A 24,602-nucleotide genomic window follows, 5' to 3' on the forward strand; every position below is an offset into this window, starting at 1 on the left:
ACCGCGCTTCCACCCGCCTCGCCGCGCCCCCACGCGCGTAGGCCTGCGCCCACCCGCGCACGCCTGCGCCCACCCGCGCACGCACCCACTCGCGCCACCGCCGCCGCGCACGTGAGTCGCGCCGAAGTGTCGCTAAACGGGCGCTGAAGGGGCTTTTGGGGACACTTGGGCGCGACTCACCGGGGCGTGAAGGTGGGCGGGGGCACCCGGGGGCGCTCAGCCGCCGGCGAAGGGCGGGAGGAGGTCGAGGGTGTCGCCGTCGGCGAGCACGATGGTGCGGTCGTCGGTGGAGGTGCGGTTGTGGATGAACGTGCAGCGGGAGAGGATGCGCTCTGTCGTCGCTGCGTCGGGGCTCTCGGCGGCGAGGGTGCGCAGGAGGTCGGCGATCGTGGTGCCGGCGGGGCGCTCGTCGTCGGCGCGGCCGAGAGCGGCCTTGGCGGCGGCGAAGTAGCGGAGGTGAACGCTCATCAGCCGCCGATCGCGCTCATGGTGCGTTCGGGCTGGGCGAAGCCGACGGCGTTCATCTCGTGGCCGGCGGGCTTGCCCCACATGGCGGTGCGCCAGAGGTCGGCGACCACCTGATCCGAGGCGCCGGCGCGCATCGGGCCGAGCAGGTCGGTCTCGTCGTGGGAGAAGAGGCAGCTGCGCACACCGCCCTCGGCGGTGAGGCGGGTGCGGCGGCAGTCGGAGCAGAACGGCTCGCTCACGGAGGCGATGATGCCGACGAGGCCGAGCATCCGGCCGTCCGTGGTGGTGGCGAGGTCTGCGATGGCGGCGGGACCGTCGCTGGTGGCGGTGGGACCGTCGCTGGTGGCGGTGGGCCCGTCGGTGGCGGTGGCGGTGGGGTCTGCGGCGGCGGTGGCGGCTGTGCGGTCGCGCACCTGGAAGAGTTCGGCGGGGGCGCCATCGCGCGGGGCGTCGTGGGGGGTGAGCACGTAGCGGGTGCTGAGGCGCTCGCGGATCTGGGCGGCCGTGATCATGGTGTCGCGCTCCCAGGTGCGATCCGCATCCAGAGCCATCTGCTCGATGAAGCGCAGCTGATGGCCGCCGGCCAGCGCCCACTCGAGGAGCTCGACCGCCTGGTCGTCGTTGACTCCAGGCATGAGCACGGTGTTGATCTTGGTCTGCACGAGGCCGGCGGCGCTCACGGCGTCGATGCCGGCGAGCACGCGGCTCAGGAAGGGGCGGCGGGTGATGGCGGCGAAGGTCTCGGGGTGCACGGAGTCGAGGGAGACGTTGATGCGGTCGAGGCCGGCGTCGGCGAGCGCCTGGGCGCGGGAGGCGAGGCCGATGGCGTTGGTGGTGAGCGAGATCTCGGGGCGGGGGTCGAGGGCGGCGACGTCGCGCACGATGTCGACGAGGTCCTTGCGCAGAAGGGGCTCGCCGCCGGTGAAGCGGATCTGCCGCACACCGAACTCGGTGACGGCGATGCGGGCGAGGCGGGTGATCTCGTCGCGGGTGAGGAGGGCGGGGGGCGGCAGGAACGGGAGGCCCTCGGCGGGCATGCAGTAGGTGCAGCGGAGGTTGCAGCGGTCGGTGAGCGAGATGCGGAGGTCGGTGGCGGTGCGGCCGAAGCGGTCGAGGAGGGCCGAGGCCGCGGGGCCCGAGGGGCGGTCGGCGGGGAGGGCGGCGTGGCGGCCGACGTGGGTCTCTGCGTGGGTGGTGCCGGGCGCTGCACCTGGCTCGGCGCCGGGGGTGAGGCCGGTGGTGCCGCCGGGCGCGGCGGTGCGCGCGGTCGGGATGCCGAGGGCGACGCTCATGCCGAAAGCCTACGCGTCTTTCCGGGGCGGCCTGCCGTGGCGGGGCGCGATGAGTTTCGGCAGATCTCAGCGACACCGACCCCGTAGAGGCCGTCGCTGCCTCGCATATCCACCGTTGCTCTGGGTTCCCGGCCGCGTTCTGGGGTGCTCGGCGGGGGTACGACCCGAGTAAGTACTGAAATGCGAGGGACCGACCCGATATACGGGGTCGGTCCCTCGCATTTCTGTACTTACCGAACAGCTCTCTCCCATTGGGGCCGCCGAGGGCCCGCGGATGGCCGGCCACGCCCGCCATGCGGCAGCGCGCCCGCGATGCGGCAGACTGGGACGATGCGCACGATCGACGATCATCGACGCGAGATCACCGCGCTGCTCGCGCCCCTCGCGGGCGGCCTCGGGAGCGAGACGCTGCCGGTGTCGGGCGAAGCGCTCGCCGCCGATCCGGCGCGGTACCGGCATCGGGTGCTCGCGCACGACGTGGTCTCGCCGTCGAGCCTGCCCTCGTTCGACAACTCGCAGATGGACGGGTACGCCGTGCGCTCCGCCGACCTCGCCTCGGCTTCGCCGGACGCCCCGGTGTCGCTGCCGGTGGCCGCGCGGGTGGCGGCGGGCGATGCGTTCGGTGTGCACTCCCCCGGCACCGCGACGCCGATCATGACGGGCGCGGCCGTGCCTGCCGGTGCGGATGCGGTGGTGCAGATCGAGCGCGCCGTGCCCCCGACCTTCCCGCCCGCCGTCTCGGCATCCCTGGCCGGTCCGACCGACCCCACCGGCGAGGCGGACGGATCCGCGGGTGGCGGTCCAGTCGGCGAGTCGGACGGATTCGCGGGTGGTGGGGCGACCTCGGGGGCGGCCGGCGGCCGGGTGGTGGTGCGGGTGGCGTTCGTGGCGCCTGTGGAGGCCGGGACGTTCGTGCGGGCTGCCGGGAGCGACATCCGCGCGGGCGAGGTGCTGCTGCGGGCGGGCACGGTGCTGGGGCCGCCGCAGTTCGGGGTGATCGCGGGCACGGGGGCGACCGAGGTGCAGGTGCGGCGTCGCGTGCGGGTGCTGCTGGTGTCGACGGGGCATGAGATCCGCGAGGCGGGCACCGAGCTCGCTCCCGGTCAGATCTTCGATGCGAACACGGTGGCGCTGACCGCCGCGCTGCTCGAGATCGGGTGCACGGTCCTGCCCCGCCCGTGCCGTTCCGATGACGCGGCCGACCTGCTCGACCTCCTCCGCCGCGAGGCCGGCGGTGTCGACCTAGTCGTGACGGTGGGCGGTGTGAGCGCCGGTGCGCGCGAGGTGGTGCGGGATGCACTCGGTCCGCTCGGCGTGGAGTTCATGAAGGTGGCGATGCAGCCGGGAGGCCCCCAGGGCTTCGGCCGCATCCAGCTCGCGGCCGGCACCGCGAGCGATGCCGCCACTGCGAGCAACGCCAGCACCGCTGGCACCGACAACGACGCGAGCATCTCGAGCGATACCGGCACCGCGAGTGAACTCGGCTCCGCGAACAACGCCGGCACAACGAGCGACACCGGCACCGGCACGACGGGCGATGCCGACAGCGCGAGCGATGCCGGGGGCGCGGGGGTGGCCCGTGGGCTGCCGGTCGTGTGTCTGCCGGGCAATCCTGTGAGTGCGCTCGTGTCGTTCGAGGCGTTCCTGCGGCCCGCGCTGCTCGCGACCCTCGGCGCGGCGCCCCTGCGGGAGACGCGGCGAGCGCCCTCCGCCGAGGCCTTCGACTCGCCGCCCCGGCAGCATCAGCTGCGCCGCGGCATCCTCGACGCCGACGGTCGTCTCAGCCTGCGCGGCGGGCCCTCCAGCCACCTCCTCCACTCCTATGCCGAATCGACCGTGCTCGTGCACGTCCCGGTCGGCACCACCCATGTCGCCGACGGCGACGACCTCGACTTCTGGAGGATCGATGGCTGACGGCCGCGAACTCACCCACGTCACCCCCGACGGCGCCGCCCACATGGTCGACGTCTCGGACAAGGCGGTCACCCGACGCGTCGCCTCCGCGCAAGCCGTGGTGCACACGCGGCCCGACGTGATCGCGCTCCTCGTGGCCGGCGAGCTCCCGAAGGGCGAGCCCCTCGCCGTGGCCCGCGTCGCCGGGATCATGGCGGCCAAGCAGACCTCCAACCTCATTCCGCTGTGCCATCCGCTGCCCATCGCCGGCGTCAGCATCGACTTCACGACCGATGAGTCGAGCGTGCGTGTGGTCGCCACCGTCAAGACCACGGGAGTGACGGGTGTCGAGATGGAGGCGCTGACCGCCGCCTCGGTGAGCGCGCTCACGGTCTACGACATGATCAAGGCGGTCGATCGGGGCGCCAGGATCACCGACATCGAGGTGCTCTCCAAGTCGGGCGGCGCGAGCGGCGACTGGAGCCGGGAGTGAGCGGCGAGCCTGAGGTGGGGCCAGGGGTGGGGCCGGGTGCATCGGCAGCGAATGGCGCCACGGATCCGTCGGCTGCCACTGCGAGCGGATCCCCGGGCGCGAACGGGCGTTCGGGCGCCTCCGCTCGCACCGCCCGCGTGATCGTGGCCTCGAACCGGGCCGCCGCGGGTGTCTACGACGACACCACGGGGCCCCTCATCGAGACGTGGTTCCGCGAGCGGGGGTGGCAGGCGCAGGTGGAGGTGGTTCCGGATGGCGAGCCGGTGGGCGCTGCCCTCCGAGCGGCCGTCGCGTCGGGCGCCACGGCGATCGTGACCACGGGAGGCACCGGCGTCTCCCCCACCGACCGCACGCCTGAGGAGACGCGGGCGGTGCTCGACGTGGAGATCCCGGGTGTGGCGGAGGAGATCCGTCGGGTGGGGCGGGCGCACACCCCTCTGGCCGTGCTCTCGCGCGGGCTCGCCGGGGTCGCGGGCGGGAGCGTCGTGGTGAACCTGCCCGGGTCGACCGGGGGCGTGCGTGATGGGTTGGGTGTGCTCGAGGGGTTGCTCGAGCACCTGGTGGATCAGATTCGAGGAGGCGACCATGTCCGCAACGACTGAGCCGGTGGGCGGGGAGTCGACCGACGGCTCGGTGGGCGGGGGGCCGACCGACGGCTCGGTGGGCGCGGAGTCGGCCGACGGCTCGGTGGTGCGGCTCGCCGTGGTGAGTTCGGAGGCGATCTCGGTGGAGGAGTGCATCGCGGCGGTGTCGCGCGCGCACGCCGGTGCGGTCGTGAGCTTCGCCGGAGTGGTGCGCAACCACGACGAGGGGAAGGGCGTCGAGGCGCTCTCGTACACCGCGCATCCGTCGGCGGGTGACGCCATCGAGGAGGCGGCCAGGCGCATCGCGGCGGCGCATCCGCAGACCGTCGTGGCGGTGGCACACCGGGTCGGCGATCTCGTGGTGGGCGACATCGCGCTCGCCTGCGCGGTCTCGAGTGCGCACCGGAGCGAGGCGTTCGCGGCGTGCTCCGCGCTCGTCGACCTGGTGAAGCAGACGGTGCCGATCTGGAAGGAGCAGAGCTTCGACGACGGGAGCACCGAGTGGGTGGCGTCGCTCGGCTGAGCGTTCCGCGACCTCTCGCCCGACCTCTCCTGCACAATCACGGTCGGCGGGCGGATTACCCCCAAAACGGGTCGTCGTTACATCTCGGACACATAGCTGCGGTCTACTGATACAGCAACTCGACCTCGAACGGAGATCGTCGTGGATCTGAACACCATTACCGCCATCCTGCCGGCCCGCCGGCGCGACGACCTCGCCGCTCTCGGAGCGACCGCGGCTCCCCTGGCGGGCGGCTCGTGGCTGTTCTCCGAGCCGCAGAACCACCTCACCACGCTCGTCGACCTCATGGCGTTCCGGTGGCCTTCGCTCACGATCCTCGGGGCCGAGGCGGGGGCGGATGAAGGGGCCCTCGAGGTGGCGTCGACCTGTCTGATCGCTGAGCTCGCTGGGCTTCCGGATGCGTACGGGTGGGCGGCGCATCCGCTGTTCAGGCAGTGCTGCGAGGCATTGCTCGGATCGTTCAAGGTGTGGAACGTGGCCACGGTGGGCGGCAACATCTGCGCGTCGCTGCCCGCAGGCCCCATGACGTCGCTGTTCTCCGGGCTCGATGCCGACGCCGTCATCTGGAGGGCCGACGGGAGCGATGAGCGCATGCCGGTGGCGAGCTTCGTGACAGGCAACATGACCAACATGCTGCAGCCGGGAGATGTGCTGCGGTCGCTCATCGTGCCGCGCTCGTCGCTCGCCGCCGTGACGGGGTACCGCAAGATCGCTCTGTCGCCGCTCGGGCGGTCGGGGGCCGTGATCATCGGGCGGCATGATCCGGATGGGTCGTTCACGCTGACGGTGTCGGGGGCCACTGTTCGTCCCGAGCAGGTGCGGTACGGGTCGCTGCCCTCGGCGTCGGCGCTGGCGGCGGATGTGGAGGCGATCGAGTCGTGGTTCACCGATCCGCACGGGGCGGCCGACTGGCGGAAGGCCGTGTCGACGCTGCTGGCGGTGGAGGTGCTGGACGAGGTGGCCGGAGCGGGTGCGGGGTCTGGTGCGGGTGCCGGTGCCGGTGCGGGCGCTGATTCCGGTGCTGGCACTGATTCTGGTGCGGGCGCTGATTCTGGTGCGGGTGCCGGCGATGGTGCGGGGGCTGGTTCTGGTGCTGGCGCTGGTGCTGATGATTCGGGTTCTGGCATGGGAGGGGTGCAGCGATGAGGTTCGTCATGAACGGAGAGCAGCTCGAGGCCGATCCGGCGCCCGGGCAGTGCTTGCGCACCTTCATCCGCGATCAGGGGCACTTCGAGGTCAAGAAGGGCTGTGACGCGGGCGATTGTGGCGCATGCTCGGTGATCGTCGACGGCATGGCCGTGCACTCGTGCGTGGTGCCGGCGTACCGGGTGGAGGACTCGGTGGTCACCACGGTGGCGGGGCTCGGCGAGCCCGGTGACCTGAGTGCGGTGCAGCAGAGCTTCGTGGAGAACGCGGGGTTCCAGTGCGGGTTCTGCACGGCGGGCATGGTCGTCACGGCCACCACGCTCAAGCCCGCAGATCTCGACGATCTGCCGCGGGCCATGAAGGGCAACCTGTGCCGGTGCACGGGGTACCGGTCGATCGAGGCGTCAATCCGTCAGGGCGTGTGCGCCTCGGCGGCGGGTTCCGCTGCGGGCTCCGGCGGCTGTGCAGAGCTCTGCGGATCGGCGCGCCACGGAGCCGCGCAGGCCTCCCCCGCGACGGTCGCGCCGGTCGCGCCGGTCGAGGCGGAGGCACCGGTCGAGGCGGAGGCAGCGGTTGCGCCGGTGGAGGCTCCGGCGAGCATCAGTGCGCCGAAGTCGGTGGGCACGTCGGTGGGGGCGCCCGCTGGGCCGCGGATCGTGAGCGGGCGGGAGCCGTACACGCTCGATGTGGCCATTCCTGGCGTCACGCACCTCAAGCTGCTGCAGAGCCCGCACGCGCACGCGCGCATCCTCGCCATGCGCACCGAGGCTGCCGCGGCGCTCCCCGGAGTGCACGCCGTGCTCACGGCGGCCGACTCCCCCGAGCGGCTCTACTCCACCGGGCGGCACCAGTTCCGCACCGACGACCCCGACGACACGCGACTGTTCGACACCGTCGTGCGCTTCCGCGGTCAGCGCATCGCTGCGGTCGTGGCCGACACGGTCGCCCTCGCCGAGGCCGCGTGCCGCCTCATCGAGGTCGACTACGAGGTGCTCCCCGCGGTCTTCGACCCTGAGGAGGCCCGCTCCCCGGGCGCGCCTCTGCTGCACGCCGACAAGACTCCGGGCGAATCCCGAGTGGCCGAGCCGGAGCGCAACGTCATCGCCACGGTGCACACCGAGATCGGGTCGGTCGAGCAGGGGTTCGCGGCCGCTGCGGCGAGGGTCTCGGGCACGTACGAGACCCACCGGGTGTCGCACGCCTCGCTCGAGACGCATGGCTCGGTGGGGTGGATCGACGAGGAGCAGCGCCTCGTCATCCGCACGAGTTCGCAGGTGCCGTTCCTGGTGCGCGACGAGATCGCGCACATCTTCGAGCTCGACCCGGCGGCGGTGCGGGTCTTCACGGCCCGGGTGGGCGGCGGCTTCGGCGGCAAGCAGGAGATCCTCACCGAGGATGTCGTGGCCGCGGCCGTGCTCGCCACGGGCCGGCCCGTGCAGTTCGAGTTCACGCGCACCGACCAGTTCACGCTGGCCCCCTGCCGCCACCCCATGCGGGTCTCGGTCGAGGTGGCGGCCGACGCCGAGGGCAGGCTCACCGCTCTCGCCGTCGACGTGCTGAGCGACACGGGCGCCTACGGCAACCACGGCCCCGGCGTCATGTTCCACAGCGTGGGCGAGACCGTGAGCCTCTACAACGCACCGAACAAGAAGGTGGATGCGGAGGTCGTCTACACGAACAACATCCCCTCGGGCGCCTTCCGCGGGTACGGCCTCGGGCAGGTGGTGTTCGGCGTGGAGCAGGCGATGGACGAGCTCGCGCGGGAGCTGGGCATCGATCCGTTCGAGTTCCGGCGCATCAACATGGTGCGGCCGGGCGATCAACTGGTCGCAGCGCACGTCGAGGGCGACGACCTGGTCTTCGGCAGCTACGGTCTCGACCAGTGCCTCGACCTCACCGAGCAGGCCCTCGCCCGCGGCAACGGAGTCGAGACGCCCACGGGCCCCGGGTGGTCGATCGGCACGGGCATGGCCTCCACCATGATCGCCACGATGCCTCCCCGCGGCCACTTCTCCGAGGTGAGCATCACACTTGACGCCGACGGCGGGTACTCGGCGGGCATCGGCACCTCCGAGTTCGGCAACGGCACCACCACGGTGCACACGCAGATCGCCTCGAGCGCCCTGGCCACGACCCCCGACCGCATCCGTCTGCGCCAGTCGGACACGGATGCGGCGGTGTTCGACACCGGCGCGTTCGGCTCCGCCGGCACGGTGGTGGCGGGCAAGGCGCTGCACGCGGCGTGCGAGGCGCTCAAGGGCGCCATCCTGCGCACGGCCTCGGAGATCGCCGGCGAGTGGAGTCAGGGGCACCTCGAGGCCGATGGTGTGCGGATCGGCGACACCTTCGTGCCGCTGGCTGCGATCGCGGAGGCGGCCGGCGGATCGCTCACCGGCACGGGCAGCGAAGACGGCTCGAAGCGGTCGTTGGCGTTCAATGTGCACGCGTTCCGGGTGGGCGTGAACCGGGAGACCGGGGAGGTGCGCATCCTGCAGTCGGTGCACGCTGCAGACGCGGGGTTCGTGATCAACCCCGAGCAGCTGCGGGGGCAAGTGGAGGGCGGGGTGGCGCAGGCCATCGGATCGGCGCTGTACGAGGAGATGATCCTCGACGAGGGCCTCGTGAAGACGCAGGTCTTCCGCAGCTACCACGTGCCGCAGATGGTCGACGTGCCCGAGACCGAGGTGATGTTCGCGGCGACGGATGACTCGGTGGGCCCCTACGGCGCCAAGTCGATGAGCGAGGCCCCCTACAACCCCGTGGCCGCGGCCCTCGCGAACGCGGTGCGCGACGCTACGGGCACCCGCCCGCACGAGCTCCCCCTCTCTCGAGACCGCATCTGGAGGATGCTCCGCGCCTGACGCCTCGCCCCCGCCCTAGCCCCACCCGCTCCGGCTGTTCGGTGGCAGGTGCGCGATCGCGGGGTGATATTCCGGGGGTGCCGCGGCTCCGATCAGCGGATGGGCGCGCGGAGGGCCGCGCGGGCGGCCGTGGCCACCGTGGCGGCGACGAGGTCGAGGGTGGGCGTGCGGAGCTGCCACTGCTGCCAGAAGAGGGGCACGTCGAGGTGCGCCGTCGGGTCGAGGTCGACGAGGTCCAGGCCGGGGGCGTCGCGCTGGGCATCGGGAACCATCCCCCAGCCGTACCCGGCCGCCACCGCCCGCACGAAGTCGACCGAGGCAGGCACGAAGTGCCGCGGCGGAGTGAGCGGGGCTGTGCGCTCGGCGCCAGCGGCGGTCGCGGCGCCCACGTCGGCCGCGGCGCCAGCGGCGGTTGCGGCCTCCTCTGCGGTCGCGGCGTCGGCGGCGGTCGCGCGGAGTCGCAGGTAGTCGTCCTGCAGTTCGTCCCGCCGATCGAACACCACCACGGGAGCCCACCGCAGCGATTCCACCGCCACCCGTCGCGCGCCCCCGCCGCGGCCAGCAGCGCCGTCACCCTCACCATCGATCGCACGGCGTCCACCGGCCACACCCCCACCACCGGGCGCACCGCGTCCACTGGCAGCACTCCCACCACCGGGCGCACCCCCACCACCGCTCACAGCGTCGCCGTGGGCTGAGGGTCCGGCAAGCGCTAGTTCGGGGAACCAGCGGGCGGCGAAGGCGCGTGAGGCGACCGGGCGGTAGCGCATGACTCCGAGGGGCGTCGAGGTGCAGCCCTGCACGGGCTCGGCGACTGCCGAGACCGCCGCCATCACCGTGCCGTCGCGGAGGAGGGAGGTGGTGTGGCTCTCGTCCTCGCGGTGGAACTCGAAGTCGATCGTGCCCGCCAGGCCCGCCAGCGCGGGCAGCAGCCAGGTGGCTAACGAGTCCGCGTTGACCGCGAGCGGAACCCGCACGCGCGGCCGGGCACGGCCGGATCCCGCATCCGCCGCGGACTCATCTGGGCGGCCTCCCGAGACCTCGAGCTCGCGCGCGACATCGCCCGTGAGGGTGTCGAGCTGCCTCGCCAGGCGCAGCAGCACCTGGCCCGACTCCGTGGCTCGGATCGGCTTGCTGCGCGTGAGCAGCACCCGCCCGACCGAGCTCTCGAGCGCCCGGATGCGCTGACTGACCGCCGACGGCGTGATCCGCAGCCGCCTCGCCGCCGCCTCGAACGTGCCCTCGCCGACGGCGGCATTGAGTGCCGCGAGCTGTGCGTGATCCAGTTCCATGAAGCCACGCTAATGGATGCGTAGAAACATTAGCTGGACTGGTTTCCTACCTCGGCTTACGTTGCAAGGGTGATCCTCTCTGCCGCGCAGCTCGCCCCGCTCGATCCCCTGGCCGCCCTCGCCGGTCTCGGGTTCGGCCTCTCGCTCATCGTCGCCATCGGCGCCCAGAACGCCTTCGTGCTGCGCCAGGGGCTGCTGCGCCGCCACGTGCTGGCGGTCGTCGCGGTGTGCGCGATCTCCGACGTCATCCTCATCGCCCTCGGCATCGGTGGCATCGGCGTGCTCGTCGAGCGCGCGCCCGCCCTGCTCATCGCCGCCCGCATCGGCGGCGCCGCCTTCCTCGTCGTCTACGGCCTCCTCGCCGCCCGCCGCGCCTTCCGCCCCACCGCCGTCCTCACCCCCGACGCCCCCGCCCCCGCACATGCCGGCACCCCCGCCGACGCCGGCACTCCCGCCGACGCCGACGCCCCCGCACGGGCCGGCACCCCCGCCGCTACCGCCCCCACCGCCGACGCTTCCATTGCCACCGTTCCAACCGCGGCCCCCACTACGTACGCAAGAGATCTGCACGGTGCTCAGCCCCATGCCACCGCCACCGGAGCCAAAGGCCTGCGGGCCCGGCTGCAGGCGGGCGGTCTCGCGGCCGCCATCCTCACCGCGCTCGCCCTCACCTGGCTCAACCCGCACGTGTACCTCGACACCGTGGTGCTCCTCGGGTCGGTCGCGAGCACCCACGGCGACTCCCGCTGGATCTTCGGCATCGGCGCCGCCGTGGCGAGCGTGCTGTGGTTCACCGCCCTCGGCTACGGCGCGCGCCTGCTTCGCCCGGTCTTCGCCAAGCCCATCGCCTGGCGCATCCTCGACGGCATCATCGCCCTCATGATGCTCGGGATCGCCGCCTCGCTCCTCCTGGGCCTCTGAGGGAAGGCCTGTCTCCGGCATCGGGCAGCCCGCGGCTCGCACTCGATCCCTCGCTGCCGGGCATCGGCGAGTGCCACGACTCCTCGTCGCGCCCCGCGCAACTCCGCGGTGGCTTCACCCTCCGCGCGGCTCCGGGCCGGGCCCGAGTCCACCTCACGCCTCGCGCAGCACCCCGACGGCCGCGGCCACTCCCCGCGCCACCGAATCCGCATCCACCCGCACCAGTGCGCCGTCGCGCACCACAGCCGCCCCACCCACGAGCAGCAGCGCCAACGGCGGCGGCGCCCCCAGCGTGAGCGCGGCCACGGGGTCGGCGATCCCGGCGTGCTCCACGCCATCCACCTTCCACAGCGCCACATCCGCGAGCTTGCCCACCTCGAGCGACCCCAGCTCGGCCGACCGCCCGAGCACCCGCGCGCCGCCCATCGTCGCCATGCGCAGAGCATCCCGCCCGCTCACCGCACCGGCCCCTCCCCGCAGCCGACCCGCGAGCACCGCCATCCGCACCTCGGCATCGAGCCGGCCCGACTCGTTCGACGCCGATCCGTCGACGCCGAGCCCCACCGGCACCCCCGCCGCGAGCAGCTGCGGCACGGGCGCGATGCCCGCCGCCAGTCGCGCGTTCGAGGAGGGGCAGTGCGCAACCCCCGTTCCCGTGGCGGCGAACCGCCCGATCGCGTCGTCGTCGAGGTGCACGCAGTGCGCCATCCACACGTCGTCGCCGAGCCAGCCGAGGTCGTCGAGGTACTGAGTGGGGGTGCGGCCGAAGCGCTCGAGGCAGAACGCATCCTCCTCCACCGTCTCCGAACCGTGCGTGTGCAAACGCACCGCACCCGGCAGCGAACGGGCGAGCACCGCGGATTCGCGCAGCAGATCGGCGGTCACCGAGAACGGCGAGCACGGCGCGAGGGCGATCTTGACCGTGGCGGCGCGCGACGGATCGTGGAACCGCTCCACCGCCTCCGCACTCGCCGCGAGAGCCGCGGCCGTCGTCTCGACCGCGAAGTCGGGCGGGAGGCCGCCCTGGGAGCGCCCGAGATCCATCGACCCGCGCGTGGCGTGCAGGCGCACCCCCACCTGGGACGCCGCGTCGACGATCGACCCGAGGATGTCGCCCGAGCCGCGCGGGAACACGTAGTGGTGGTCACCCATGGTCGTGCACCCCGAGAGCGCCCCCACGGCGAGCCCACCGAGAGCTCCCGGGCCCACGGTGTCGGCGGTGATGCGCGCCCACGTGGGGTAGAGCGCTGTGAGCCAGTCGAACAGGATCGCGTCCTGCGCGACACCGCGCGTGAGCCACTGGTAGAGGTGGTGATGGGTGTTGATGAGCCCGGGTGTGAGCAGGTGCCCGGTGCCGTCGATGCGGGTGACGGATGCGCTCGGCTCGAGAGACCACGACGGCGCCGCCCCGGGGCCCACTGCTACGATCGCGTCGCCCTCGATCACCACGTGTCCGGACTCGTATTCCGTTCCGGCTCTGTCCACCGTCGCGATGTACGCGTTCTCGATGACGGTGCGGGAGGTGTCGGGTGTCACGCAGGCGATCCTTTCGATTCATGAGTTGTCGGAACCGGAGCGGACGGGCGGTGGATCGGGCCCTCGGTGTCACGCAGCGGAGACCCGGCGGCACCGTTCCGCACGGCGATGACCTCGGCCAGGATGGCGATCGCCGTCTCCTCGGGGGTCGACCCGCCGAGGTCGAGGCCGATGGGCGAGTGCAGGGAGGCGAGGGCGGCGTCGTCGAGGCCCCTCTCGCGGAGGGCGGCGAGGCGGCGTTCGTGGGTGGTGCGCGACCCCATGGCGCCCACGAAGGCCACCGGCAGCGCGAGGGCTGCTTCGATGAGCGGGATGTCGAACTTGTCGTCGTGGGTGAGGATGCAGATGACCGTGCGCTCGTCGACCTCGGTGGCCGCGAGGTAGTCGGTGGGCCAGCGGGTGACGACCTGAGCGTTCGGGAAGCGATCGGGCGTGGCGAACACCGGACGCGCGTCGCACACCGTCACTCGGTAGCCGAGAAGGGCGGCCGCGTTCGAGAGCGCCACCGAGAAGTCGACGGCCCCGAACACGATCATCCGCGGAGGCGCCGCCGCCACGACCAGCGCGGCCTCCCGCAGCACGCCCTCGCACTCGACGTCCCGCCGCTCGGTGCGCCCGCGATGCAGCGCCGCCCGGAGCTCGCCGAGCACCCGCCGATCCCCCTCGGGCACACCCTCGGCCCGATCGGTCTCCCCGTGCGCCACCACCACCCGCATCCCGCCCTGCGCCACCCCGGGCGAAGTGGCGGAAGTCGAGGTGGGGGTGGGGACGTCGGATGCGGCGGGGGTGGCTTCGGGCGCGGCGCCGGTGGGGAGGAGGATCGCGAGGGCGGCCGGGAGGGTGTCGCGGGCACGGGCCAGCTCCGCGAGGAGCGCAGGGGGTGCGGCGTTGCGGGCTCCGGGGAGGCCGAGCTCCTGCACGGCGACCGTGATGCGACCGCCGCAGGTCAGGCCCACCGCGAACGCATCGGCATCCGTGAACCCGAACGCGCAGATCTCGCCATCCCCCGTCGACAGCACGCGTTCGCACGCCTCGTAGACGGCGCCTTCGACGCATCCGCCCGAGATGCTGCCGATCACGCGCCCGGTGTCGTCGACCGCCATCGAGGTGCCGAGGGCACGGGGCGCACTGCCGTCGACCGAGACCACCGTGGCCACGGCCAGCCGGCGCCCGGCCGCGAGCGACTCCAGCAGTGCGGCTGCGAGTTCGAGCATCGGGCCCTCCGTTCGACATCAGCCTGACACATGAGCGTGTTAGAAATTCCGCATGCTCATCATCCAGGACGCTCTGCGGATCGTGATCGACTCCACCACCGAACGAGGCCCGGGCGACTTCACCGTGGGCACGACGGTACCCGCTCCCGGTTCCCCCGCGGTGCCCGACGCGGCGAGCGCGACCAGCACGGCCAGCGGGACCGGCGGGACAAGCGCCGCCAGCGGGACCAGCGCGACCGGCGCAGCCAGCGCAGATGCACCCGAGTACCTCGACGCCTCCGGATGCATCGTGACCCCCGGCCTCGTCAACGCCCACCACCACCTGCTGCAGACCGCCTTCCGCACCCTGCCCGGCACGCGCGGTGTGCCGATGCACGTGTGGCTGCCCACCATGGCCGCCGCCTACGCCGCCGTGGGCATCGACCCCGAACTCGCCGCCGCTGCAGCACGAGCGGGCGTGGCCGAGGGGCTGCTGAGCGGAGTCACCACCGTGGCCGACCACCACCTCACCTGGCCGTCGAGCACCGGCCCCGAGCTCTCCGTCGCCATCGCGCGCGCCACCGCCGCGGCCGCCCGCGAGCTCGGCGGCCGCCTCGCCTTCGTGCGCGGATCCGCCCGCGACGACCCCGAGGCCGCCGCCCTCTCGGCCGACGCCATCGCCCAGGCCCTCCTCGGTGACACCCCCAGTGGTGACACCTCCAGCGGCGGCACCCCCAGCGGAGTCTCGGCCGACGGCCTCGTCCAGCTCGCGGTGGGCCCCGCCGGGGTGCACAGCGACAGCGAGGAGACCTTCCGCCTGCTCGGCGAGGTAGCGGCGAGACGCGGACTGCGCCGCCGCACCCAGGCCAACGAGCAGGTCGACGTGGCCATCGCCCTCGAGAAGTACGGCCGCCGCCCCATCGACCTCCTCGACGAGTGGGGCTGGCTCGCCGACGACGTGACCCTCGCCCACCTCTGCGCCGTGACCCCCGACGAGATCGCGCTGCTCGCCTCCCGCGGCGTCACCGCCACGCACGCCCCCGGCTGCGACCTGCCGATGGGCTGGGGCATCGCGCCGGTCGCCGCTCTCCGCGAGGCCGGCATCGCGGTGGGACTCGGCACGAGCGGCGGCGGCAGCAACGATGCGGGGCACCTGCTGGCGGATGCCCGGCTGGCCCTGCAGGTCGCGCCGCTCGTGGGGCCCGCGATCCCGGCCCGAGAGGTGCTCGCGATGGCCATGGAGGGATCGGCCACGGGCCTCGGCCGCCCCGAACTCGGCCACCTGCGACCGGGGGCTGCCGCCGACCTCTGCGTGTGGGATGTCTCGGGCGTGGCGGATGCGGGCGTCGCCGATCCGGTCGCCGGCCTGCTCTGGGCGTCGCCAGGCCGCCGCCCGAAGCACGTGGTGGTGGCAGGCCGCGTGGTGGTGCGCGACTACCAGCTCGTGGAGCACGACGAACGCACCCTCGCGGCCGACCTCACCACCCTCCTCGCCACCCGCCGAGCCCGCTGACCCGCGCGCCGGCACACGGGAACCGGCTCAGAGCTCTAGGACGAGGCGGGGGCAGGCGGCGCGCGAGACGCAGATCATCATCGTCTCGTTCGCGTCCTGCTCCTCGGGCGTGAGCACCGAGTCCCGGTGATCGACCTCGCCCGACACCACGGGCGTCTCGCACGTGCCGCACGTGCCCTCGCGACACGACGAGAGCACGAGCACCCCGGCCTCCTCCACCACGTCGAGGATGCTGCGATCGGGCGGCACCGTCACGGTCGTTCCGGTGAGCTCGAGCTCCACCTCGAACGACTCGTGCCGCACGGGCTCGGCCACCTCCCGCGCCTCGAAGCGCTCGAGGTGCAGCGTGCCTGCAGGCCACTCCACCGAGGCGGCGAGCGCCTCGAGCTCCGTGAGCATGCGCGCCGGCCCGCAGCAGTAGACGAGCGTTCCGGGCGGCACGTCGAGCGCCGAGAGGTCGATCCGTCGCCCCTCCTGGCCGGTGTGCACAGACACGCGCTCACCGAACTCGGCCACGAGCTCGTCGACGAACGGCATGCGCTCGAGCGCGCGCCCCGCGTACTCCAACCGGAACGGCGCACCGGCCTGAGCCACCGCGCGCATCATCGACAGGAGCGGCGTGATGCCGATGCCACCGGCCACGAACAGGTACGACGCGCCAGGCGCGGGCGGCACGAGCTCGAAGTGGTTCTGGGGCGCGCGCACCCGCAGCACGGTGCCCGGCGAGACGTGCGTGTGCACGTGCTCCGATCCGCCGCGCCCGTCGGGCTCGCGCAGCACAGCCACGAGGTACCGCGACGGATCCGCGGGGTCACCGCACAGCGAGTACTGCCGCGACACCCCCGGCTGCACCTGCACGTCGAGGTGGGCACCGGGCGACCAGGCCGGCAGCGCCGACCCGTCGGGCGCCCTCAGGTCGAGCAGCAGCACGTCGATCGCCACGACCCGCGCGTCGTGCACGACAACATCAAACTCCCCGAGCAGAGCGCCGGCACCACCCGCAGCACCCCCGCTCACGACCCGGCCCTCCGCTCCTTCACGATCAGCAGGTGGTACTCCTCCGCGTCGAGCGACCACCACCGGTGCAGCGTGCCCCCCGCGTAGTGGATCGAGTCGCCCCGCTCGAGCTCGAACTCCCCCTCGTCGGCCAGGTCCACGAGCACCGATCCGCTCACCACATGAAGGAACTCGTCCTCCTCGTGCGTGTAGAACTCCCCGGGCTCGCGATTCGACCCCCGGAACTCCATCGGCACGAACCCCACATCCCCGTGCACGAGGATGCGCGCCTCCCCACCGCCGAACGGCCCCTGCGGCCCCTCCAGCCGCCGCACCATCGACACCCGCCCGGTGCCCGAGGGCGGCACGAGGTCGTCGGTCGCCGCGGCGATGAGCTCGATCTGGCTCGAGCCGAGCGCTCGCGCGATGCGCTCGAGCGACACCATGCTCGGCCGCGCCTGCCCCCGTTCGAGCTGGCTGAGGAACGGATGCGAGAGCCCGGCGAGCCGCGCGAGCTCCACGAGCGTGAGCCCGCGCGCTTGCCGGAACGAGCGGATGCGCGCACCGAGGCGCTCGGTCTGCTCGTCGAGGGCGAGGCTTCCGGATGGGATGGTGCGCCCCTTTCGGGCGGGTCGCGCACAGCGGGGTGCGGATCGGCGGTGGTCGAGACGGCAACGGTCAAGACAGACAGTAACCACGAAGAGGGCTCGGTGCGAAATCGGCTCGGCACGCAATTTACATGGCGAAATCTTTGCGTTACGCGATGGAAACGAGCCGTCCGTAGCGTGGCCCGTGTTGAAGCCATCAACATCCGAGCCACCACACTCCGAGCCATCACGCTTCGAGCCATCACCACCCGACCGAGCAGGGAGCCCCACCTCGATGACGTCGCTCCCCCGCCCCCTCCGCACCCTCACAGGTGCGACGCTCGCCGATGGCCGCCGTGTCGACGTCGAGATCACGGGCGACACGGTCACCGCGGTCTCGCCGGCAGGAACGGCCGGGCAGCACGGCCCCGACTCCCTCGACCTCGACGGCTTCCTCCTCCTCCCGGCCCCGGCCGACCCCCACGCCCACCTCGACAAAGCCCTCTCGTGGGATCCGATCCAGCCCCCGCTCGGCGACCTCGGCCTCGCCATCGAGTCGTGGAAGCGCTACGCCGCCACCATGACCACCGAGGAGATCGCCGACCGCGCCCGCCGCCAGGCCCTCGCGATGCTGCAGAACGGCACCACGGCCATCCGCTGCCACGTCGACCTGCTGCAGGGCGACGACCCGATGCGCGGCGTGCGCGCCCTCAGCCGGGTGCGGGATGAGCTGAGCGGGCTCCTCGACCTCGAGCTCGTGGCCCTCGCCGGCCCCACCATGCCCGACGAGCAGGTGCTCGAGGCGCTCGACCTCGGCGTGGACCTCGTGGGCGGCGCCCCCCACCTCGCCGATGACCCCGATGGAGACCTGCGCCGCCTCCTCGCCCTCGCCGAGCAGCGCGGAGTGGGTGTCGACCTGCACACCGACGAGAGCCTGCACGGCCCGGACACCCTGCTCACCCTCGCCGGGCTCGTGCGCGACTGGCCGCGGAGCCGCCCCGTCACCGCGGGGCACTGCGTGCGCCTCGGCATGCTCGCCCCGGCCGACCGCGACGAGGTCATCCGCGAGATCGTGCGGAGCGACATCGGCATCGTGGCCCTCCCCATCACCAACCTCTACCTGCAGGGCTGGGGAGACCCCGTGGGCACCCCGCGCGGCCTCACCGCCGTGCGCGAGCTGCTCGACGCCGGCGCCCGACTCGGCGCGGGCGCCGACAACGTGCGCGATCCCTTCAACCCCGTGGGCCGCAGCGACGCCCTCGAGACCGTCTCGCTGCTCGTGACCGCCGGCCACCTCACGCTCCACGAGGCGTACTCGGCCGTGAGCACCGGGGCCCGCGATGTGATGGGCCTCCCCGAGGCCGGCGTCGCCGTCGGTGCCAAGGCCGAACTCCTCGCCGTGCGCGGCTCCGACCTCGCCGAGGTGGTGGCGAATGCCTCCGCCGACCGCTTCGTGGTGCACGCCGGCCGCCTCGTGGCCGAGAGCCGCGTGGTCAAGAGCATCGCCGCCCCCACCCTGTCCCCCACCCGAACCCTCCACGAAACGAGGTGAGAAGCTCCGTGTCCATCGCAGCTCCCCCCGTCGCCCCAGCGACGACCACCGACCAGCTGTTGCACTTCGAGGACGTCGCGATGACGTTCCCGAACGGCACCACCGCGCTCTCCGGCGTCTCGCTCACCGTGAACCGCGGCGAGTTCGTGACCGTCGTCGGCCCCTCCGGCTGCGGCAAGTCCACGCTCCTCCGCATCGCCTCCGGCCTGACGCCCGCCACCGAGGGCGTCACCCAGGTCGACACCTCGCGCATCGGCTACGTGTTCCAGGATGCGACCCTGCTGCCCTGGCGAGACGTGCAGTCGAACGTGGAGCTGCTCGCCGAGCTCAACGGTGTGCCGAAGGCCAAGCGCCGCTCGACCGCCAAGGAGGCCATCGACCTCGTGGGCCTCACCGGATTCGAGAAGCACCTGCCGCGCACCCTCTCTGGCGGCATGAAGATGCGCACGAGCCTCGCCAGGAGCCTCACCCTCGACCCCGAGCTGTTCCTCTTCGACGAGCCGTTCGGCGCCCTCGACGAGATCACCCGCGAGCGCCTCAACGACGAGCTCATCAAGCTCTTCACCGAGCAGCAGTTCGCCGGGCTCTTCATCACGCACTCCGTCTCGGAGGCCGTCTACCTCTCCACGAAGGTCGTGGTCATGTCGGGACGTCCGGGAAAGATCGTCGACACCTTCCCCGTGGAGTTCCCCTTCCCCCGCGACCCCGAGATCCGCTTCACCGCCGAGTTCGCCGAGCTCTGCGGTCAGGTATCGCACGCCCTCCGCGAAGGCCACCACTAGGAGCATGACCGTGACCACCTCCACTCCCCCCGCGCCGGCGAAGGCCCGCACACCTCTGCAGCCCGCCACCGTGCGCACGGCCAGCAGGAAGAGCACCGTATGGGTGCCGCCGCTCCTCGTGGCCCTCGGCATCATCGCGCTCTGGTACCTCGTCTCGTACGTCTTCCTCGACGAGCAGCGCCGCTTCCTGCTGCCTCCCCCGCACGAGATCTTCACCGAGGCCTTCTTCCAGCCCGATGTCTTCAGCGACATCATGGTCGCCCTCGGGCGCACCGCCGTGGTGGCGCTCGTGGGGCTCGCCATCGCCATCGTGATCGGCGTGGTGTGGGCCGTCGCCATGTCGCAGGCGCGCTGGATCGAGCGCTCCCTGTTCCCCTACGCCGTCATCCTGCAGTGCATCCCGATCCTCGCCCTAGTGCCTCTCATCGGCTTCTGGTTCGGCTTCGACTACCCCGCCCGCATCATCGTGTGCATCATGATCGCGCTGTTCCCCATGGTGTCGAACACGCTGTTCGGGCTGCAGTCGGTCGACAAGGGCCAGCGCGAGCTGTTCCAGCTGCAGAAGGCCGGCCGCTGGACCGTGCTCACCAAGCTCGAGTTCCCCGCAGCGCTCCCGGCGATCTTCGCGGGCATGCGCATCTCGGCGGGCCTCGCGGTGGTGGGCGCCATCGTGGGCGACTACTTCTTCCGCCGCGGTGAGCCCGGCCTCGGATCGCTCATCTCGAACTACCAGTCGCGCGTGCAGTCGGCCGAGCTCTTCGCGGCCATCATCACGGCCTCGCTCTTCGGCGTCGTGATCTTCGCGCTCTTCGGCTGGCTCGGCAAGCGCGTCGTCGGCAAGTGGTACGACTTCAGCGCCAACTGACCAGCAGCCCCCGACCGTCCCACAGCACCACAGCACCCGCACCGCATCCCTGCACCACCTCACCCCTCCCCAAGGAGTAGACATGCGCACATCCCGCACCCGGCTCGTCCTGGCCGCAGGCCTCGTGGCCACCACCGCCGTCGCCCTGAGCGCCTGCAGCACCGGCTCAGGAGCCACAGAGTCCACCGCCTCCGCCGACCTCGAGGTCGGTTCCATCGACCTGGCCGCGGCCGGCTGCCCCGCCACGGTCGTCATCCAGACCGACTGGAACCCCGAGGCCGAGCACGGCCACCTCTACCAGATGCTCGGCGAGGACTACACGATCGACGCCGACAACAAGCTCGTCTCCGGCCCCCTCATGGCCTCGGGCGAGTACACCGGCGTCGACGTCGAGATCCGCTCCGGCGGCCCCGCCATCGGCTTCCAGACGGTCTCGAGCCAGATGTACACCGACCCCGACATCATGCTCGGCTACGTCTCCACCGACGAGTCGGTGCAGCTCTCGGCCGACATGCCCACCACCTCGGTGTTCGCGCCCCTCGACATCAGCCCGCTCATGATCATGTGGGACCCGGAGACCTACCCCGAGGCCGAGACGGTGGAGGACATCGTGGCCGGTGGCGCCGTGATCCGCTACTTCGGCGGGTCGGCGTACATGGAGTACCTCCTCTCGGCCGGCATCGTGCCGACCGAGCAGGCCGACGGATCCTACGACGGCACCCCCGCGAGCTTCGTGGCCTCGGGCGGCAAGGACGCCCAGCAGGGCTTCGCCTCCGCCGAGCCCTACATCTACGAGAACGAGGTGACCGAGTGGGAGAAGCCGGTGGCCTACCAGCTCATCAACGACACGGGCTACCCCTTCTACATGTCGTCGATGGCCGTGCGCACCGATGACCTCGAGGCGAACAGCGAGTGCCTCGCGGCCCTCGTGCCCGTGCTGCAGCAGGCCGAGGTCGACTACTTCGCCGACCCCGCCACCACGAACTCGCTCATCCTCGACCTGGTCGAGCAGTTCGACACCGGATGGGTCTACTCGCAGGGCGTCGCCGACTACTCGGTGAAGACCATGATCGACGAGGGGATCGTGGGCAACGGCCCGAACGACACCATCGGCGACTTCGAGGACGCCCGTGTGGCCGAGCTGTTCGACAAGATCGTGCCGGTCTTCGAGGATCTCGGCACCGCACCCGCCGAGGGACTCACCGCGGAGGACATCTACACGAACGAGTTCATCGACACCTCGATCGGCCTCGAGTAGCAGCATCCGCAGCACCAGCACCAGAACCAGCGGTCGCCGCACCGCATCGGAACCGAAGGATCCACGCATGACCGCTTCACCCGAACAGATCATCGCCCTGGCCGAGGAGCTCACCGGGCTCCTCGGCCCCCGGGGGGTCACCACCGAGCTGCGCGGGCGCGAGAAGGCGTCGGTCGACGGGGCCAGGATGTCACCCATCCTCGCCGAGCAGCTGCCCCTCGGGCTCGCCGACCTCGTCGCCTTCCCCGCCAGCGCGGAGCAGATCGCCGAGACGGTCGCCGCGGCCGTGCGCCACGGCGTGGGGATCACCCCGAGGGGCAAGGGCACCGGCAACTACGGCCAGGCCATCCCGCTCGAGGGCGGGCTGGTGCTCGACATGTCGAAGGCCAGGGCCGTGGTGGAGGTCGGTGACGGCTGGCTCACGGCCGAGGCCGGCACCCCCATGGTCATCATCGAGCAGGCCGCGCGCGACGCCGGTCAGCAGATCCTCATGTACCCCTCCACGGCGCAGTCCTCGCTCGGCGGGTTCCTCTCGGGCGGATCGGGAGGCACCGGCTCCATCAGGCACGGCTCGAACATGAGCGGCGACTACGTGAAGGCGCTCGATGTGGTGCACGCCTCGCCCACGGCCGAGCTCGTGCACGTGGAGGGGGATGCTGCGCAGCCGTACGTGCACACCTACGGCACGGCGGGCATCATCGCGCGCGCCACGATCGCCCTCGAGCCCATGCAGGACTGGGTGGGCTTCTACGCGAGCTTCCCCACCTTCGAGCAGGCGACCGGAGTCATCCGCCAGATCGGCTGGCTCGAGCCCACACCGCGGCTCGTGTCGGCCGACCTGCCGACCATCGCCGATGCCCTGCCCGACGACCCCGCCATCCCCAAGGGGCGCGCGTCGCTCCGCGGGATCCTCGACCGCTCCACCCTCGAGGCCGCCACCGTGCTCGTGGAGGGCGCGGGCGGCACCGTGGAGGAGCTGCGCGAGGGGCCGCAGGCCACCGTGAAGATCTCGATGCTCTCGTACAACCACCCCATCGAGTGGCTGCAGAAGTCGAGCGACGAGCCGTACTTCCACGTGGAGGTCTCCGGCGCCGCCCTCGTGGAGCGCCTCGACGAGGTGCACCAGGTGTACCCCGGCGCGATGCTGCACATCGAGGCCCAGCGCGACCACCCCATCGGCATGCTCGCCGCCCCCTACGTGAGCCCCGAGGCCGTGTACCTCGGCTACGAACGGCTCGAGGCCATCGGCGTGGGCTACCACAGCCCGCACCAGTGGTTCGTGGACCACGAGGTCGAGCGCACCCGCTCGCTCGCCGCGCAGACCGACCCCGAGGGGCTGCTCAACCCGGGCAAGCTGCCGGCGCGCGAGACCGTGCCCCCGGTGCCCACCGGGGTGAAGCCCGTATGAGCCGCAAGCTCGCCGAGCTCTCGGGCACCGCGGCCGGCCTCGCGCTCTCGGCCGACTCGATCGTGGTGCTGCCCCTCGGCGCCATCGAGCACCACGGGCCGCACCTGCCGCTCATGACCGACCACCTCATCGCCGACAGCGTGGCCAACGCCTCCGTCGAGGCGGCCGCCACCGCGGGTCTCGACATCTGGATCCTGCCCACGATCGCCTACACCAAGTCGGATGAGCACCACTGGGCGGCCGGCACGATGTGGATCAGCTGGGACACCCTCATGCGCACCATCGTGGAGCTCGGCTCGGCGATCGCGGCGACGGGGGCCACGAAGCTCGTGTTCTTCAACGGGCACGGCGGCAACCTCGCCCTGCTGCAGGTGGCCAGCCGCGAACTGCGGCGGCGCTTCGGGCTGCAGACCTTCCTCATGGGGGCCACCGTGCCCGCAGGGGCCCACGACGGCCCCGAGGAGCTCGGTCTCGGCATCCACGCCGGCCACGCCGAGACCTCGCTCGTGCTGCACCTGCGGCCCGACCTCGTGGATCTCTCGCTCGCCGAGCGCAGCGTGCCGGAGCACCTCGACGGCTACGAGCACATCGGCTTCAAGAAGCGCGTGACCTTCGGCTGGCTCTCGAACGACTTCGGCACCAACGGCACGCTCGGCGACCCCACCGGCGCGAGCGCCGAGTACGGCCGCGAGCTGTTCGACCTGTCGGTGGCCGAGGCGGTGGCGGCCTTCGCGGAGGTCGCACGCTTCGACGCCGCGGGAGGGTCGGCGTGAGCGGGGTCGTCAGCGGCGCGGCCGGGGTGCTGCCCGGTGCGGGCGCTCCGCATCCGGTGACCCTCAGCCCGTCGGGCCTCGCCGAGGCCGCCGAGCTGCCCGCCGATCCATTCGCCCTCCTCACCGACTGGCTGCCCGCGAACGACGATCCGGCCAGACCGCTCATGACACTCGGCACGGTGGCTCCCGATGGGTTCCCGGATGCGCGCACCGTGCTGCTCAGCGAGTTCGACGAGCGCGGCTTCTACCTGCACACCGACTCGCGCTCGCGCAAGGTGGGCGACCTCGCCACGACGCCGCGGGCCTCGCTCACACTCGTGTGGCCGGGGCGGCAGCTCGTGGTGCAAGGAGTGGTGGCGCAGGCACCGGCCGACGAGGAGCGGGCCGCGTACGCGCGCCGCTCCCGCTACCTGCAGCTGCTCGCCTGGCTCAACACCGACGAGTTCGCGGCGCTGCCGCTCGAGGAGCGGCTCGCGAGCTGGGCCGCCTTTGACGCGGCGCACCCCTCAGGCGGCCTGGAGGCGCCGAGCACGTGGATGGGGTTCGTGGTGCAGCCCGTGCGACTGACGTTCTGGGAGGGGCGGCCCGAGACGGCCGGCATCCGCACCGAGTTCCGGCGGGAGTCGCTCGGCGCTGCCTGGAGCAGCAGCACCCTGGCGGGTTGAG

General features: G+C 72.2%; 22 protein-coding genes. 15 read left to right on the forward strand and 7 right to left on the reverse strand.

The window, feature by feature from the left end; genetic code table 11:
- Positions 1-216: 216 nt before the first annotated feature.
- The gene (locus tag ACEXQC_RS05510; protein ID WP_374819307.1) at positions 217-468 is read right to left on the reverse strand and encodes a MoaD/ThiS family protein; all 252 of its coding nucleotides are present in this window, start codon (positions 466-468) and stop codon (positions 217-219) included.
- The gene (locus ACEXQC_RS05515; protein WP_374819309.1) at positions 468-1,760 is read right to left on the reverse strand and encodes a GTP 3',8-cyclase MoaA; all 1,293 of its coding nucleotides are present in this window, start codon (positions 1,758-1,760) and stop codon (positions 468-470) included. Before ACEXQC_RS05515 ends, ACEXQC_RS05510 begins: the two co-directional genes overlap by 1 nt.
- Before the next feature lie 330 nt (positions 1,761-2,090).
- On the opposite strand from ACEXQC_RS05515, the gene ACEXQC_RS05520 reads away from it, so the two are divergent.
- The 6 genes from ACEXQC_RS05520 to ACEXQC_RS05545 all read left to right on the forward strand — a co-directional run bounded on the left by ACEXQC_RS05520 (position 2,091) and on the right by ACEXQC_RS05545 (position 9,260).
- Positions 2,091-3,674 carry a molybdopterin molybdotransferase MoeA gene (locus ACEXQC_RS05520; protein ID WP_374819311.1) on the forward strand — a complete coding sequence of 528 codons (1,584 nt, stop codon included), beginning with the start codon at positions 2,091-2,093 and terminating at the stop codon, positions 3,672-3,674.
- Positions 3,667-4,146 carry a cyclic pyranopterin monophosphate synthase MoaC gene (moaC, locus tag ACEXQC_RS05525; protein WP_374819313.1) on the forward strand — a complete coding sequence of 160 codons (480 nt, stop codon included), beginning with the start codon at positions 3,667-3,669 and terminating at the stop codon, positions 4,144-4,146. The genes ACEXQC_RS05520 and moaC overlap by 8 nt, the downstream gene beginning before the upstream one ends.
- Positions 4,143-4,748, forward strand: coding sequence for a MogA/MoaB family molybdenum cofactor biosynthesis protein (locus ACEXQC_RS05530; RefSeq protein ID WP_374819315.1), 606 nt, complete (start codon positions 4,143-4,145; stop codon positions 4,746-4,748). The genes moaC and ACEXQC_RS05530 overlap by 4 nt, the downstream gene beginning before the upstream one ends.
- Positions 4,732-5,253, forward strand: coding sequence for a molybdenum cofactor biosynthesis protein MoaE (locus ACEXQC_RS05535; protein ID WP_374819317.1), 522 nt, complete (start codon positions 4,732-4,734; stop codon positions 5,251-5,253). Before ACEXQC_RS05530 ends, ACEXQC_RS05535 begins: the two co-directional genes overlap by 17 nt.
- A gap of 141 nt (positions 5,254-5,394) precedes the next feature.
- Positions 5,395-6,399: an FAD binding domain-containing protein gene (locus ACEXQC_RS05540; protein ID WP_374819319.1), complete on the forward strand. Its 1,005-nt coding sequence runs from the start codon at positions 5,395-5,397 to the stop codon at positions 6,397-6,399.
- Positions 6,396-9,260 (forward strand): molybdopterin-dependent oxidoreductase, encoded by a 2,865-nt coding sequence (locus ACEXQC_RS05545; RefSeq protein WP_374819321.1) that lies wholly within the window; start codon positions 6,396-6,398, stop codon positions 9,258-9,260. The genes ACEXQC_RS05540 and ACEXQC_RS05545 overlap by 4 nt, the downstream gene beginning before the upstream one ends.
- Positions 9,261-9,352: 92 nt before the next feature.
- Here the strand turns inward: ACEXQC_RS05545 and ACEXQC_RS05550 are convergent, their stop codons facing one another.
- Entirely contained in the window at positions 9,353-10,552 is a 1,200-nt protein-coding gene (locus ACEXQC_RS05550) for an ArgP/LysG family DNA-binding transcriptional regulator (RefSeq protein WP_374819323.1), read from the reverse strand.
- A gap of 69 nt (positions 10,553-10,621) precedes the next feature.
- Between ACEXQC_RS05550 and ACEXQC_RS05555 the strand changes: the two genes are divergently transcribed.
- The gene (locus ACEXQC_RS05555; RefSeq protein ID WP_374819325.1) at positions 10,622-11,473 is read left to right on the forward strand and encodes a LysE/ArgO family amino acid transporter; all 852 of its coding nucleotides are present in this window, start codon (positions 10,622-10,624) and stop codon (positions 11,471-11,473) included.
- 153 nt (positions 11,474-11,626) lie between these two features.
- Here ACEXQC_RS05555 and ACEXQC_RS05560 read toward each other — a convergent pair whose 3' ends face one another.
- On the reverse strand, positions 11,627-13,009 hold the full coding sequence (locus ACEXQC_RS05560) for an 8-oxoguanine deaminase (RefSeq protein ID WP_374819327.1): 1,383 nt from the start codon (positions 13,007-13,009) through the stop codon (positions 11,627-11,629).
- Positions 13,006-14,223, reverse strand: a complete 1,218-nt coding sequence (locus ACEXQC_RS05565; protein WP_374819329.1) for an XdhC family protein — start codon at positions 14,221-14,223, stop codon at positions 13,006-13,008. The genes ACEXQC_RS05560 and ACEXQC_RS05565 overlap by 4 nt, the downstream gene beginning before the upstream one ends.
- A 52-nt stretch (positions 14,224-14,275) precedes the next feature.
- Between ACEXQC_RS05565 and ACEXQC_RS05570 the strand changes: the two genes are divergently transcribed.
- Complete coding sequence (locus ACEXQC_RS05570) at positions 14,276-15,715, forward strand: amidohydrolase family protein (RefSeq protein ID WP_374819331.1); 1,440 nt, start codon at positions 14,276-14,278, stop codon at positions 15,713-15,715.
- Between the two features lie 27 nt (positions 15,716-15,742).
- Here the strand turns inward: ACEXQC_RS05570 and ACEXQC_RS05575 are convergent, their stop codons facing one another.
- Complete coding sequence (locus ACEXQC_RS05575) at positions 15,743-16,732, reverse strand: PDR/VanB family oxidoreductase (protein WP_374819333.1); 990 nt, start codon at positions 16,730-16,732, stop codon at positions 15,743-15,745.
- On the reverse strand, positions 16,729-17,409 hold the full coding sequence (locus tag ACEXQC_RS05580; RefSeq protein WP_374819335.1) for a helix-turn-helix domain-containing protein: 681 nt from the start codon (positions 17,407-17,409) through the stop codon (positions 16,729-16,731). The genes ACEXQC_RS05575 and ACEXQC_RS05580 overlap by 4 nt, the downstream gene beginning before the upstream one ends.
- A 184-nt stretch (positions 17,410-17,593) precedes the next feature.
- Between ACEXQC_RS05580 and ACEXQC_RS05585 the strand changes: the two genes are divergently transcribed.
- The 7 genes from ACEXQC_RS05585 (at position 17,594) to ACEXQC_RS05615 (ending at position 24,601) form a co-directional block, all read left to right on the forward strand.
- Positions 17,594-18,850 carry an amidohydrolase family protein gene (locus ACEXQC_RS05585; protein ID WP_374819337.1) on the forward strand — a complete coding sequence of 419 codons (1,257 nt, stop codon included), beginning with the start codon at positions 17,594-17,596 and terminating at the stop codon, positions 18,848-18,850.
- Positions 18,851-18,858: 8 nt separating this feature from the next.
- Entirely contained in the window at positions 18,859-19,632 is a 774-nt protein-coding gene (locus ACEXQC_RS05590; protein WP_374819339.1) for an ABC transporter ATP-binding protein, read from the forward strand.
- 4 nt (positions 19,633-19,636) lie between these two features.
- The gene (locus ACEXQC_RS05595) at positions 19,637-20,497 is read left to right on the forward strand and encodes an ABC transporter permease (protein ID WP_374819341.1); all 861 of its coding nucleotides are present in this window, start codon (positions 19,637-19,639) and stop codon (positions 20,495-20,497) included.
- Between the two features lie 82 nt (positions 20,498-20,579).
- Positions 20,580-21,755 (forward strand): substrate-binding domain-containing protein, encoded by a 1,176-nt coding sequence (locus ACEXQC_RS05600; protein WP_374819343.1) that lies wholly within the window; start codon positions 20,580-20,582, stop codon positions 21,753-21,755.
- A gap of 67 nt (positions 21,756-21,822) precedes the next feature.
- Entirely contained in the window at positions 21,823-23,163 is a 1,341-nt protein-coding gene (locus ACEXQC_RS05605; protein ID WP_374819344.1) for an FAD-binding oxidoreductase, read from the forward strand.
- Positions 23,160-23,936, forward strand: a complete 777-nt coding sequence (locus ACEXQC_RS05610) for a creatininase family protein (RefSeq protein ID WP_374819345.1) — start codon at positions 23,160-23,162, stop codon at positions 23,934-23,936. The genes ACEXQC_RS05605 and ACEXQC_RS05610 overlap by 4 nt, the downstream gene beginning before the upstream one ends.
- Entirely contained in the window at positions 23,933-24,601 is a 669-nt protein-coding gene (locus ACEXQC_RS05615; RefSeq protein ID WP_374819346.1) for a pyridoxine/pyridoxamine 5'-phosphate oxidase, read from the forward strand. The genes ACEXQC_RS05610 and ACEXQC_RS05615 overlap by 4 nt, the downstream gene beginning before the upstream one ends.
- Position 24,602: the final 1 nt, after the last annotated feature.

It is taken from the genome of Herbiconiux liukaitaii, assembly GCF_041927495.1.
Taxonomy (GTDB): domain Bacteria; phylum Actinomycetota; class Actinomycetes; order Actinomycetales; family Microbacteriaceae; genus Herbiconiux; species Herbiconiux liukaitaii.

Coding starts and splice junctions, on each gene's coding strand:
- ACEXQC_RS05600 (WP_374819343.1), top strand. CDS start 20,580: ATGCGCACATCCCGCACCCGGCTCGTCCTGGCCGCAGGCCTCGTGGCC.
- ACEXQC_RS05545 (WP_374819321.1), top strand. CDS start 6,396: ATGAGGTTCGTCATGAACGGAGAGCAGCTCGAGGCCGATCCGGCGCCC.
- ACEXQC_RS05595 (WP_374819341.1), top strand. CDS start 19,637: ATGACCGTGACCACCTCCACTCCCCCCGCGCCGGCGAAGGCCCGCACA.
- ACEXQC_RS05610 (WP_374819345.1), top strand. CDS start 23,160: ATGAGCCGCAAGCTCGCCGAGCTCTCGGGCACCGCGGCCGGCCTCGCG.
- ACEXQC_RS05585 (WP_374819337.1), top strand. CDS start 17,594: ATGACGTCGCTCCCCCGCCCCCTCCGCACCCTCACAGGTGCGACGCTC.
- ACEXQC_RS05605 (WP_374819344.1), top strand. CDS start 21,823: ATGACCGCTTCACCCGAACAGATCATCGCCCTGGCCGAGGAGCTCACC.
- ACEXQC_RS05565 (WP_374819329.1), bottom strand. CDS start 14,223: ATGCTCGAACTCGCAGCCGCACTGCTGGAGTCGCTCGCGGCCGGGCGC.
- moaC (WP_374819313.1), top strand. CDS start 3,667: ATGGCTGACGGCCGCGAACTCACCCACGTCACCCCCGACGGCGCCGCC.
- ACEXQC_RS05550 (WP_374819323.1), bottom strand. CDS start 10,552: ATGGAACTGGATCACGCACAGCTCGCGGCACTCAATGCCGCCGTCGGC.
- ACEXQC_RS05570 (WP_374819331.1), top strand. CDS start 14,276: ATGCTCATCATCCAGGACGCTCTGCGGATCGTGATCGACTCCACCACC.
- ACEXQC_RS05510 (WP_374819307.1), bottom strand. CDS start 468: ATGAGCGTTCACCTCCGCTACTTCGCCGCCGCCAAGGCCGCTCTCGGC.
- ACEXQC_RS05520 (WP_374819311.1), top strand. CDS start 2,091: ATGCGCACGATCGACGATCATCGACGCGAGATCACCGCGCTGCTCGCG.
- ACEXQC_RS05515 (WP_374819309.1), bottom strand. CDS start 1,760: ATGAGCGTCGCCCTCGGCATCCCGACCGCGCGCACCGCCGCGCCCGGC.
- ACEXQC_RS05535 (WP_374819317.1), top strand. CDS start 4,732: ATGTCCGCAACGACTGAGCCGGTGGGCGGGGAGTCGACCGACGGCTCG.